At 60.9% G+C, this 12705-nt stretch carries 9 protein-coding genes; 8 read left to right on the forward strand and 1 reads right to left on the reverse strand.

Annotation, left to right across the window (positions count from 1 at the left end):
- Nucleotides 1-5: 5 nt before the first annotated feature.
- The 4 genes from mobC to MTBSS4_RS08645 are packed head-to-tail and all read left to right on the forward strand — an operon-like array spanning nt 6 to nt 3456.
- Entirely contained in the window at nt 6-425 is a 420-nt protein-coding gene (mobC, locus tag MTBSS4_RS08630) for a plasmid mobilization relaxosome protein MobC (RefSeq protein ID WP_173982995.1), read from the forward strand.
- Nucleotides 406-1872, forward strand: a complete 1467-nt coding sequence (locus tag MTBSS4_RS08635; RefSeq protein WP_173982996.1) for a relaxase/mobilization nuclease domain-containing protein — start codon at nt 406-408, stop codon at nt 1870-1872. Before mobC ends, MTBSS4_RS08635 begins: the two co-directional genes overlap by 20 nt.
- Before the next feature lie 13 nt (nt 1873-1885).
- Nucleotides 1886-2974, forward strand: a complete 1089-nt coding sequence (locus MTBSS4_RS08640; RefSeq protein WP_173982997.1) for an ArdC family protein — start codon at nt 1886-1888, stop codon at nt 2972-2974.
- Nucleotides 2971-3456: a hypothetical protein gene (locus tag MTBSS4_RS08645; RefSeq protein WP_173982998.1), complete on the forward strand. Its 486-nt coding sequence runs from the start codon at nt 2971-2973 to the stop codon at nt 3454-3456. The genes MTBSS4_RS08640 and MTBSS4_RS08645 overlap by 4 nt, the downstream gene beginning before the upstream one ends.
- 36 nt (nt 3457-3492) lie before the next feature.
- On the opposite strand, the gene MTBSS4_RS08650 is transcribed toward MTBSS4_RS08645, so the two are convergent.
- Entirely contained in the window at nt 3493-4569 is a 1077-nt protein-coding gene (locus MTBSS4_RS08650) for a replication initiation protein (RefSeq protein ID WP_173982999.1), read from the reverse strand.
- A 756-nt stretch (nt 4570-5325) separates the two neighbouring features.
- Between MTBSS4_RS08650 and MTBSS4_RS08655 the strand changes: the two genes are divergently transcribed.
- From MTBSS4_RS08655 to MTBSS4_RS08670, 4 genes are all read left to right on the forward strand, one after another.
- Nucleotides 5326-5778, forward strand: a complete 453-nt coding sequence (locus MTBSS4_RS08655; protein WP_173983000.1) for a hypothetical protein — start codon at nt 5326-5328, stop codon at nt 5776-5778.
- 158 nt (nt 5779-5936) lie between these two features.
- Nucleotides 5937-8078 (forward strand): methyl-accepting chemotaxis protein, encoded by a 2142-nt coding sequence (locus tag MTBSS4_RS08660; RefSeq protein WP_173983001.1) that lies wholly within the window; start codon nt 5937-5939, stop codon nt 8076-8078.
- Between the two features lie 47 nt (nt 8079-8125).
- Nucleotides 8126-9379 (forward strand): diguanylate cyclase, encoded by a 1254-nt coding sequence (locus MTBSS4_RS08665; protein WP_173983002.1) that lies wholly within the window; start codon nt 8126-8128, stop codon nt 9377-9379.
- Nucleotides 9376-12690 carry an EAL domain-containing protein gene (locus tag MTBSS4_RS08670; RefSeq protein ID WP_173983003.1) on the forward strand — a complete coding sequence of 1105 codons (3315 nt, stop codon included), beginning with the start codon at nt 9376-9378 and terminating at the stop codon, nt 12688-12690. The genes MTBSS4_RS08665 and MTBSS4_RS08670 overlap by 4 nt, the downstream gene beginning before the upstream one ends.
- The last annotated feature ends 15 nt before the right edge of the window (nt 12691-12705 follow it).

Raw genomic sequence — 12705 nt, forward strand, 5'->3', positions numbered from 1 at the left:
GAACGATGCCGGACAAAATGCCAAAATCGACAAAAAGGCTTCATGTGGTCGCGTTCCGGCTGTCGGACGACGAATTCGCCAAGCTGGAGGAGGCGGCACGCAGGCTGACGCGGCGACGGACACGCGGCGATCTCGCACGGGCAATTGTATGCAAGTGGGCGCACGCCAAGGTGCCGGAACCAATCCAACCACGCCGACTGCCCCCTCGCCGGATGCCAAAAGCCGATATCGGCCTGCTGGCCAAGCTCATGGGTGAACTCGGCAAAATCGGCAGCAACGTCAATCAACTGGCAAGGGCCTATAACCGCTACCACCGCCTGCCGGAACTCGAAAAGCTGGAGGCCATCGCCGCCGACCTTGAGGCCATGAAGGCAGCCCTCGAACAGGCCCTGCATGGGGATCGTAATGATCATCAAGGGGAGTAGCAGGGGCCACGATTGGCGCGATGTCCGCCGCCTCGCCGACCACCTCCTCGCAGCCGAGAATGAGGTCGCTGAGGTGCTGGAGATCGACGGCACGGTGTCGATGGACCTGCATGCGGCGCTGAAGGAAATGAGGGCGATCAGCCTCGGAACCCGCTGCCGCAAGCCGCTGTATCACGCTTCGATCAACTTGGACCGCGCCGAGGTCGGGACCATGTCGCCCGACATGTGGCGCGAGGCAGTCGATGAACTCGGCAAGCGCCTCGGGATGGCGGGCCACCAGCGCGTCGTCATTCGCCACGTTAAAGCTGGACGCGAGCACGTCCACATCGTGTGGTCCCGCGTCGATCCGGCGACGCTCAAAGTGGCGTCCGATTCCCACAACTACCGAAAGCATGAGCAGTGTGCCCGAGCATTGGAGGATCGGTGGAACCTCCGCCGGGTCGTCGGCGCCCATACGCGACCTGAAACCACCCCGAGGCCGGTGGCGGTGGCGACGCATTCCGACTGGCAAGCGAGTGTCCGCACGGGCGTGAGCGTCGCCTCCGTGGCCGCCCGTATTCAGGACGCGTGGAGCGCGAGCCGTGACGGCCACGAATTCGGCGTCAAACTGCGGAAGCGGTCCTTGTGCCTTGCATCGGCACGCCGCGGAATTGTGGTCGTGGACGAAGCGGGGACGCCGCACAGCATTGGCAGGCGGCTGGGGATTAAGGCCGTGGAGGTACAGCGGAAGCTGGCCGACGTCGATGTCCGGCAACTGCCCACCGTCGATGAAGTCAAGGCGAGAACAAAGCGTATCCACAATCTGACTGGGAGAAAGAGGATGAAGAGCAAGAAGGATCTGCCGGGCATCGCGCCCACATGGGGCGACAGCGGCCCGCCGGATTGGGAATCGATCGAACGGTATTGGCGCGAAATCGGCCACCAGCCAGAAAAGAGGTGGGACGCTGTTTGGATCTGGCTCGACGGCGGCTGGATCACAGATTACGGCGACCGGCTGGTGATCGATGGGGCGGGCATGCCCACCGACAAGCAGATCCTTGCGATCATACAAGCCGGTCGGGATCGCGGCTGGACGGGTATCCGCTTCTTTGGAAGCGAGGAATACCAGTATAGAGCGAGAACGATCGCCATGAAACACAACCTCTTTCGCCCCGACCAGATTTCGCTCGATTGCGAAGTCGGCAAAGGCGGCGGCACGCCGTCGGCTCCGAAGGACCCGATGCCCGAGCACGTTCGCAAGACGCTTGGTCTTCCAGACCCCAACGCACCGCCCCGCCGTCCGCCGCCTCCCCGAAACGGGAACCGTGCCCGCGACAATGGGCAAGACCGCCGCGGTCAGGTTGGGAAGCCTGCTCGCCCGAAGGCCAATGACCAGCCGATGACCGCCCGCGACCTTGCCGACCTCGGCCTCGACGAGGCGCCAGCGGATTTCGGCCCGAACGACTGACAGGAGATGCACCATGAGCGACAGGAAAGGCTTCACACCAAGGGATCATTATCAGGATGTCACTAACCGGATAGTCCAAATGCTGGAACAGGGCACGGTGCCTTGGCGTCGCCCATGGGACCCGAGCAAGGCAAGTTCGTTCGGGCCGATCAACGCCGCCACGGGCAGGCATTACCGCGGCATCAACGTGCTGATGCTGGGCTCCAGTCCCCGTGCATTCGAGACCGGCGATCCCCGCTGGGTGTCCTACGAGCAGGCCAAAGCTCGCGGTTGGCAAGTCCGAGGTGGTGAGAAAGGCTCGCCAGTTTACTTCTTTAAGAAGGTCGAGGTGGATGGCGAGCCAGATGGCGACGGTCAGTTGGAAACCAAGACAGTGCCGGTGATCAGGGCCTACACCGTATTCCACGCCTCGCAGGTCGATGGTATTCCTGCCTACCAAGCTCCCACGTTGGAAGAGGCCCCTTGGCGTGAGCCCGAGGCGGTGCGAGCCATCCTCGATGCATCGGGCGTGCCCATCAAAGTCGGCGGCGACCGAGCATTCTACAGCCCGAGCACTGATCACATCCAGATGCCGGTGGCTCAGGCTTTCCGGTCACCCGAGGGCTGGGCAACCACTGCCTTGCACGAGCTGGCCCACGCCTCTGGACATCCGAGCCGCCTGAACCGGAATCTCTCGGGGCGTTTCGGCTCCCGCGCCTATGCCGCCGAGGAACTGATCGCCGAGATGGCCTCCGCCTTCCTCGGCGCCGAACTCGGCGTCGGCTCGGAACTGGAGCAGCACGCCAGCTACATCGATTCGTGGCTGGACCTGCTACGGGACGACAAGAAGGCCATCTTCACGGCGGCCGGTCAGGCCCAGCGCGCCGCCGACGCGATCCTGGATCTGCATCCCGAGTACCGTCGCGCCCGCGACCTGGCGGACATGCCCGCCGCTTCGACGGACTCGCACAAATCGACAAAATCGAAAAATCAGCCGGATGCCAGCGCTTACGAGGGCCTGCCCGAGCATGTCCGCCGCGCCATCGATGAGGACGGCGAGATCGCCGTGGTGGTCGCCGACGAGGGCGAGCCTGCATACCGTTATTCGGGGCCGAGGATATGACCAACCCGACCGGCACCCTCTCCGAGGCGGTGGCCGAATGGCAGTCCGCGCGCCGCGATATGGAGATCGCCAAAGGGGTCCGACGGTTGCTGAGAGAAGGTGGGGCAAAGGCGGCAGGCTGGTGCCATCCGCGGGACAAGCGGGTGATCCTGGCGGACCCTGAACTGACCGCATTTCTGCGGTCGGTGACCAAGGCCGGTGCCTGGGCTGAGGAGAGGGATCGCGTCAGGAGCAAGCGAAAGCGCGGCCATCAGCCCGAGGGGACCGAACCTCTTCCCTTGCCCGCGATCATCCGGTGCCTTCCCGCTTGGCGGTCGTGGGGCCGAATGCTCATCGAAGCCGAAAGGGCGCCGCCCAAGGCATCCGTCCCCGTGGCCGAAGCGGGGAGATCGGGGGGAAACTCATCCGGCGGCACGCTGGCCGACCGCGATGGAGGTCCTGCCGACGAGGCCGACGGTACCCTCTCGGCGAAGAGACCATAGATAGCCCCTTGCCGGAAATGCCGAAATTGCCGGAAATCAGTCCGTGTCGAGGTCGCTGGCGTCGAAGTCCACCCATTGGCTCATCCTAGCCTGTTCCGCCTGGCACAGCGCATCGCTCTCGACATCGACGATGAAATCGCTCAGATCGCTGATGACGTGGGCATCGCTGGAGAAGTCGACTTTGATCCTCCCTGCCTTCACCTCTGCGATGAAGGCGTCGAAATTCCGCCGCACCGAGGCTTCCCTGTGGCGGATGTATTCCGGCATGGCGGCCACGAAGGTGTCCACGTCCGCGAGGATGCCGGGCAAGCCCGTGGGTTTGGACTTCGGCGCGGGCTTCTCCGCCTTCGGCTTCTCGCGTTCACGCCGCCCCATCCTGAATTCCAATGCCTGCACTTTGCGGCCCGTACCGGCGACATGCTCGATCATTTCCGCCGTCATGGATGCATGTTTTGCGATGGTCTCCAGGCAAGGCCCGATGATCCGAGACTTGAGGGCGGCATATTGCCGCCGGTAGACCGATCCTGCGGGGAAGCCCAGCAAATCCCACAACTCGGATGGGGTCGCGGTCAAGGTACTGTCACGCCTGTCTGGGTAACGGGCCAGCAAGAGATAGAGACGGATCGCGAAAGGCGATTTCAGCGCCTTGATCACCGCCAATTCTGCCCGGACGAATCGCCCGCCGTCTTCCTTCAGGCCGAAAAGCGCCCTTCCCCTGTCGGTGAAACTGTATTCCACCATCCCCGAAGTCAGCAGGAACCCCGCAGGCAAGTGAATGTCGAGTAGCCTCGCCGGGTCCTTGCCGCCTAACTCCGTCGAGGCCAAGAGTCGAAGCGCCTGCCGCAGTCCGTCATAGCTGTCATGCCCAGAACCGGCCACGGCATATGCCTTGAGCGCGGCAGCCGAAATCCGATGCCGAGCCGCTGCTTCGGTGATCCCGTCGTAGGCGTGCCAGACCAAGGCCACCAAGACTCTCATCGCCGTCGTGTCGAGGTCATCCTCCTCGGGAACGGGTTTGCCGTCGGAGGCATGCCTCCACACGGCGGCATCGATACCAACGCACCGGAGATCGGACAGGGACGCAGGCAAAGGCACACTGGCGTCCTTCGGCACTTGCTGGAATCCATTGCTTCGCCCTGTCTTTTGCGGCCTGCCTTTTCCTGCCATTCACGCTCCGAGAGGTTTTAGGATCGAACACCCCCAATCATAACAGCCATTTTGGTTACAAAAAGAACATTCTCTTTATGTTAAAGAGGCCATCATGCGACAGCCCATTTGTTGACGGAGCCATGTTGCCCTAAGGCTGAAAGTTTTAGGATCGGGGGGAACAATAGAACAAAGGAACACGCGGACCGCATGAACAGGGGCCGAGAAGGAAAAGTGGGGAAGGAAGGTTGGGCGGGCGGAGGCGGCAGGGCCAAGGCCCACGGGTTTGGCCGGGCGCGACCATTCCGGTATTTCCGGCATGGCCCTTTCACCCGAACCTGCATCGGGGGCCGCTCACGGCGGTTGCGGCAATTTTGGCGTTTTGACACGACCTGTCTTTCGACCATCGCCAGCCTGTGTCACCATTCGGGCATGTCTGTCCCGTCCGTTACACCGTCCTTTCAGTCATGGCCCGATCCTCCGGCAGGTTGCTGGGACTTGCCGACGTGGAGTTGGACTTTCACGGGGTCCCCGTGGTGGTCAATTCGGTGCGGGTCCAGAAAGAGGCCGACGGCGTCTCTGTCCGGCTTCCGATCGACCGCGACGGCAGGCCGCGGATCGATCTGCCGGACGAGGTGAAGGACGGGTTCTCCGACGTCGTCCTCGACGCGGCCCTTGAAGCTGGAATCGTCAGGCAGAAAGTTCTTGTCGAGGAGAATACCCGTGACCGGCGACGTCGAGGCGGAGGCCCGTGCCCTGGTCCGCGAATATGCTTCGTCGGCCGTGGACGTCGCCCTCCGACGCAGGGATATGGTTCCGGTCGGCAGGGAGCGGGACAGGGCCATGCTTGTCCTGACCTGCGTCGATTGGTTATGGCGGAGCTGGCGCCTGCCGAGAAGCCTTGATCCGACACCGACCATTTTCGGCATTTACGGCAAGGCCCTTTCTCCTTCTCCCCCGACGAGATGGTTTTGTCGATTTTGGCGTTTTGGCAGCTGCCAACCATTTGATCCTTGGTTCCAGCCCGCCACTCTATTCTCGGAGCTGACGATGGTTGAAGCGGTGTTTTTTGACGTTCCGCAACATCCCCCACCTCTCAAACGACTATTCCTGCGCGGAGCCGAACTTGATGTCGACGACATTCCCGTCGCCGATCTCGCGACGGAGCGACGCTGACCGCGCCGGATATCCTGGGGCTTCTGCCCTTGAGGCCTCCATTCCCTTCAAACACAGGGGCAACGGGTGTTGCCAATATATGCCCCATACTTAATACTCATAAATGCCTGTCTCGAAGATATGCACAAGGCATTAGGCTTTCTAGTAAGGGTGTATCAATGCGCGACAACGGTCCGATCACGAATAAAGAAGTTTTGATGAAAGACGGCGAAATGCTGGTCTCCCGCACCGATACGGGCGGGCGCATCACTTTTGTCAACCAGGCATTCATCGACATCAGCGGCTACACCCGCGACGAGTTGCTCGGACAGCCGCATAACCTGGTCCGCCACCCGCAAATGCCCAAGGAGGCCTTTGCCGATTTGTGGGCCACCATCAAGAGCGGAAAGCCGTGGGAAGGGTTCGTGAAGAACCGTTGCAAGAACGGTGACCATTACTGGGTGCGGGCCAACGTCACCCCCTACATGGAAAACGGCCAGATCGCCGGTTATGTTTCCATCCGCTCCAAGCCCAGCCGCGAACAGGTCGCCGCCGCCGAGCAGTTGTATGCCGGTCTGCGCGAAGGCGAGATCAAGGACGTCGCCATCAAAAACGGCGAAGTGGTCGGCACGTCGGCCGGAGCCAAATTGACCGCAATCCGCAACAGCATCAAGGGCCGCCTGAGCGCCGCCTTCATCGTTCTGGTTCTGGCGGCTTGCGCCATCGCCGGGGTCAGCCTTTCCGGTTTGAGCGGATCCAACAATCACCTGAAGACCGTGTATGAAGATCGTGTCGTGCCCGCCGGGCAATTGGCGGAAATCTCGGAATTGATGCGCCACAACATCGAGCAGTTGCTCTACATCGCCTCGGGCGATCCGGATGTGGCCAAACGTAAGGCGGAAGTCGCCGCCACCAAGACCAAGATCGACAAGATATGGGAAGCCTATATGGCGACCGATCTGGCTCCCGACGAAATGACCTTGGCCGAAGACTACGTCGCCAAACGTAAGGATTTCGTGGTCAACGGCCTGTTCGCGGGCCTGACGATCGCCGAAGCCGGTGACCGTGCAACTTTGACCGCCCATATTCGCAATGTGGTCGAACCCAAGTACGAAGTTGTCGCCAAAACCATGAAGGCGCTGATGCAATTGCAAATGGACATGGCCAAGCAGGAATATGATTCCGCAGTCGGCGAGTTCACCGTCAGCACGACCACCTCGGCCTTGGTGCTGCTGGCCGCCATCGCTTTGTCCGTCTTCGCCGGCGGGGCGCTGCTGAAATCCATCGCCGCACCGCTGAGCCGAATGGAAAGCATCATGGGCGACGTGGCGCTGGGCAATTACAACGCCGGGGTGGAGCACGAACCTTTGCTTGAGTTCAAGGCGATCAACGGATCGATGCGCGCCATGAAGGCCATCCTGGGCTACTCGCAAATCCAGAAGGCGGAGATGGAGGCTCAAGCCCAAACTCAACGTAAAGCCGACATGGAACGCATCGCCGCGTCTTTGGAAAGCCGCATCAACAGCGTGGTCGATCTGATCCAAATCTCGTCGGACAGCTTGTTGGGCAATTCGCAAACCCTATCGGGCAACGCCGACCAGACCATGGTGCAGGCCGGCAATGTCACCGCCATGACCACCCAAGTCACCTCGAACGTCCAAGCGGTATCGGCCGCCACCCACGAATTGTCGTCGTCAGTAGATGAGATCTCACGTCAGGTTAGCCATGCCGCCGTCATATCGACCGAAGCGGTCGACCAAGCGGCTAAGACAGACCAAGTCATGCGGAGCTTGGCCGAAGCCGCCGGTCGCATCGGTGAAGTGGTGGCCCTGATCAATACCATCGCCAGCCAGACCAACCTGTTGGCGCTGAACGCCACCATCGAGGCAGCCCGTGCCGGGGAAGCGGGTAAGGGCTTCGCCGTTGTCGCCAACGAAGTGAAGTCGCTGGCCAACCAAACCGCCAAAGCCACCGAGGAAATCGGCTCGCAAGTGGCAGCCATTCAAACTGAAACCCGGACAGCGGTGGACGCCATCAAGGCGATCACCGACACCATCGAGAACATCAACGAATTGTCCTCGGCCATTTCGGCGGCGGTTGAGGAACAGGGAGCCGCCACACAGGAAATCGCCCGTTCCGTCGGTCAGGCGGCCGAAGGAACCCATGCAGCGGCGGAGAACGTCGCTGTGGTGGCAAGCGCGGCCGAAGAGACAAAGCTGATGTCGGATCAGGTTACCAGCGCAGCACAAAGCTTGCAGGATGTGTCGAAGCAATTGGCAGGCGAGGTGAAGAGCTTCCTGACCGAAATCCGAGCCGCCTGATCGGCCAAGCGGAACAGGTCACAAGCATGCATTCAGGAGCGCTGACGATGGATGATTCCCGTATTCTGGTGGTCGAGGATTCGAAATTCTTCAATTCCATCGTCAGCAAGGCGGTTCGGGAACGCGTAGGGGCCGAAGTCGTTTCAGCCTTTTCTTTGGCCGAGACGATGAACGCCGTCTCGGATGGCGGTTCGCGGTTCGGTCTCGCCCTGGTGGATTTGGTCTTGCCCGACGCCCCCAACGGTGAGGCGGTGAACTGGCTTCAGGATCAGGGCATTCCCTGCATCGTGTTCACCGGGGTCTTTTCGGAAGATCTGCGCGAGCGTCTTCTGGCCGAACATGTGATCGACTACGTGGTCAAGGAGACGCCCTCCAGCCTCAACTATCTGGTCGATTTGGTAGGAAGGCTGTACCGCAATCGAAACACCAAGGTTCTGGTGGTGGACGATTCCCGGACGGCACGGCGCTATACCGCCGATCTGCTGAGAAGCTACCAGTTTCAGGTGTTCGAGGCTGAAAACGGCGAGGCGGGTTTGGGCGTCCTTGCCGAGACGCCGGACATTCGTCTGGTCATCACCGATTACAACATGCCCGGCATGGATGGGGTGGAGATGGTCAAGCGCATGCGGGCGACGCATGATCAGGACCGCTTGGCCATCATCGGCGTGTCCTCGGGCGGCGGCAACGCGCTGTCGGCCAAGTTCATCAAGTTCGGCGCCAACGACTTCATCAACAAGCCGTTCCTGCGCGAGGAGTTCTTTTGCCGCGTCATGCAGAACGTCCGCGTGCTGGATATGGTGGAGCGGCTGACCGAGATGGCGACCAAGGACGCTCTGACGGGCATCCATAATCGGCGGTTCTTCTTCGAGGCGGGAGAAACTTTGTTCGCCAGCGCCAAACGGGACCAAGTCGCCTTGACCGCGGCCATGATCGACGTCGACTTCTTCAAGAAGGTCAACGACACTTATGGACATGACGGCGGCGACGCGGTTTTGAAGCGCGTCGCCGCCCTTTTGCGCAGTCTGTGCCGCCAGACCGACGTGGTCGCACGCTTCGGCGGCGAAGAGTTCGCCATTCTGGCCGTCAACATGGATGACGGCGCCGTGCATCCCTTCTTCGACAAATTGCGGGCCGCCCTGGAATCCGAGGAGATCGTGCATGCGGGGCGTCGAATTCCGGTCACTGCAAGTTTCGGAGTCTGTCACGGCGTCGGCACGTCGCTGGAGACCATGCTGAAGACCGCCGACGAAATGCTTTATCGGGCCAAGCAGAACGGTCGAAACCGTGTCGAGGTCGCATGACGAACGCCCCTGTACGCCTGGGGCTGATGCCCCCGCTGTCCGGCTTGGTCGACATGTACGGACAAGAGATTGTCTGGGCGGCGACGATCGCTTGCGCGGAGATCAATGAAAACGGCGGCGTCCTGGGACGACCGTTGGAGTTGGTCATCGAAGACGACGGCAGCCTGCCGCAGACGGCGGTCCCGGCTGCACGGCGACTTGTCGAGCTGCACAAATGCAGCGCCATCATCGGCAACCTGCTGTCGAATGCGCGCATCGACGTAGCGGCCAAGGTGGCCGATCCCATGGGCATTCCCTACCTCAACTTCTCTTTCTACGAAGGCAGCATTTCGTCGCGCTGGTTCTTTCACTTTGCCGCCCTGCCCAACCAGCAGATCGACAAGATGATCCCGTTCATGGCCGAGCGTTACGGGCTGAAGATGTTCTTCGCCGGCAACAATTATGAATGGCCGCGAGGTTCGATCGATGCTTGTAAACGTTCGCTGGCAGCCCTGAACGGCGAGATCGTCGGCGAAGAATACCTGCCCCTCGGGGTCCGCGCCGAGGAGATCGACGTCTTGCTGGAGCGGGTGGCACGATCCGGTGCCGACGTCTTCGTCCCTTACTTCGCTGGGGCAGACCAGATCACCCTTCTGTCACGCTTCGCTGAAATGGGCATCAAAGAGCGCATGGCGGTGGTGATGGGACATTTCGACGAAATCATCGCCGGTCGCCTGTCCCCCAAAGCCCGAGAGGGACTCTATTCCAGCAACACCTACTTCATGTCCGTCGAAACCCCGGAATCGCGGACCTACCTTTCGCGTTTGCACGAATTGCCGGATGTCTCGGGATTGTGGCCCAGCGGAAACGGCGTGCTGACCAATTTCGGCGAAGGCACCTATGTTTGCGTCAAGGCTTTCGCCGAAGCCGTGCGCGTGGCTGGCGGCCTGGAGCCTGAGGCGCTTGCGCAAGCACTGGAGACGATGCACGTTTCCAGCCCGCAAGGCTTGGTTTCGATGGATCATTTGACCCACCATGCAACGGTCAATTCCTATCTGACCCGTTGCCGGGAAGACGGCACCTTCGAGGTCGTCAAGGCATTCGGCCCGATCCCGCCGGCGATTCCCGAACGGTATCGGTCACCTCCCGGAAGACCGCACTTCACCGAATCGCCTTCCAACCCTCAAGTGGCGGCTCGCTTGGCGTCCGAGGCGGCAGACGCCTACCGAAAAATTGGAACGGCGAAGCAGATCCTGGCGTTTGCCGATATGGCGATCCTGGCAACCGACCAAAACGGTTTCATCACGGACGCCAATCGCGCCGTATGCGAGTTGTTTGGGTATGCCGAGGACGAGTTGATCGGCTTGTCGGTCAATCTTTTGGTTCCCCCGCACATCCGCAGCATTCATCAAGAACATCTGGCCCGTTTCCTTGCAAGCGACGAAACCGAGCGGCGAATGGGCCAACGGGGAGAAATCACCGGCTACCGCAAGGACGGAACCTTCTTCCCCCTGGAAGCGTCCATCGCCAAGTTCCACAGCGACGGAACCTGGGTGTTGGTCACCACCATGCGCGACCTCACGGCGGTGAAGGAAGCAGAGGCGGAACTGACCCGCCGTGCCACACACGACGCCCTTACAGGCCTTCCCAATCGTGCACTGATCCACGAGCGCCTCGAAAAGGCCCTGCATCGCTCGAAGACGCGCGGCGACAACATTGCGCTGCTGTTCATTGACTTGGACGGGTTCAAGGCGGTCAACGACAAATTCGGCCACGAAGCCGGAGACCAATTGCTCAAGGAAATTTCCCAGCGCTTCATCCATGTGGTGCGCCCGGGCGACACTGTCGGCCGACTGGCCGGCGACGAATTTGTGATCCTGTGCGAACATGTGGACTCACCGTCCATGCTGTCGTCCTTGGCGGAAAGACTACTCGCTGCCGCCAAGAAACCGGTCCTCTATGGGGCGGACAAGATGTTCGTCACCGCCAGCATCGGCATTGCTGCCGGACACGGATCGACCCACGCCGCCGACGACCTGATCCGCGCGGCCGACACCGCGATGTATTCCGTCAAGGAATCGGGACGTGCGGGATGGCGCTTCTTCAATGAAGGCCTCCAGGACGAAGCCCAACGTCGTTTGTCCATTTCGATCGGTTTGCGTTCAGCCCTCGAAAAGGGCGAGTTCCATACCGTGTTCCAACCCATCGTGGACACGCGGTCGTCGGTGGTGGTTGGCGCCGAGTTGCTGCTGAGGTGGCGTTCGACCGACGGCGAGATTTCTCCGGCCGTTTTCATCCCTGTCGCCGAAATGAACGGCTCCATTATCGACATCGGCTATTGGACCTTCGAGGAAGCTTGCCGCACCGAGCGCCGATGGCACGCACAGGCGGGCGACGACGCGCCTTATGTCTCGTTCAACATGTCGACGCGCCAGATGGCGGACCCGAAGCTTGTGGAGCGTTTCACCTCGATCATCGAGGAAACCGGGGCAGATCCCCGCCGCCTGCTGCTGGAGATCACCGAAACCTCCCTTATGGCCGATACCAACGCCAACCGCGAAATCATCGACAAGATGGCTGCGCTGGGGATGCGCATTGCTGTCGACGATTTCGGCACCGGCTATTCGTCGCTGTCGCAATTGCTGCGACTGAACGTCGATGTCCTCAAGATCGACAAGGAATTCATTCAAGGCATCGACACCGATCCTGATAGCGGTACCATTGTCTCGGCGCTGTGCCGAATGTCGAAATCCCTGAAGCTCAGCCTTGTCGCCGAAGGCGTGGAAACGCAAGACCAAAGGAACGCCTTGCGCGCCCTCGGCTGCGACTGCATCCAGGGTTTTCTGTTCCATCGCCCCATGCCTTCTGACGAATTGCTGGCTGTGGCGGCAAATTCCCGTCGCGCCAAGGAACTAGACAAAACCAATCTTCACTTTCTTGTCTATGCCAGCCGCCCAGCCATGGACGTGACACCGTCCCTCATCGATTCCATCGTCACCGAAGCGCGGGCTTTTAACCAATTGAACGGGATTACCGGCCACCTCATCCATTTCGACGGCACCTTCGTGCAGTATTTGGAAGGAGGCGAGGCAGACATCCGGCGCCTATACGCCATGATCCGCAAGGACCCTCGGCATAGGGATGTGACGCTGGTGAGCGAAGGAAGGCTGGTCAGGCGCTTGTTCGCAGGCTGGACGATGGGTGTCAGGAGTCTTGACGCTACATCTTTCGCGGATCCCCCTGATGGCGTGATGTCGTTGTTCCAAGCCCTCGTCTCGTCGCCGATTGCGTGCCGTTCCTTGTTTGAAGCCATCGCGATGGAGACGCGCTAATTTCTTCCCCGCCGC

Source organism: Magnetospirillum sp. SS-4, from assembly GCF_902729425.1.
GTDB lineage: Bacteria > Pseudomonadota > Alphaproteobacteria > Rhodospirillales > Magnetospirillaceae > Phaeospirillum.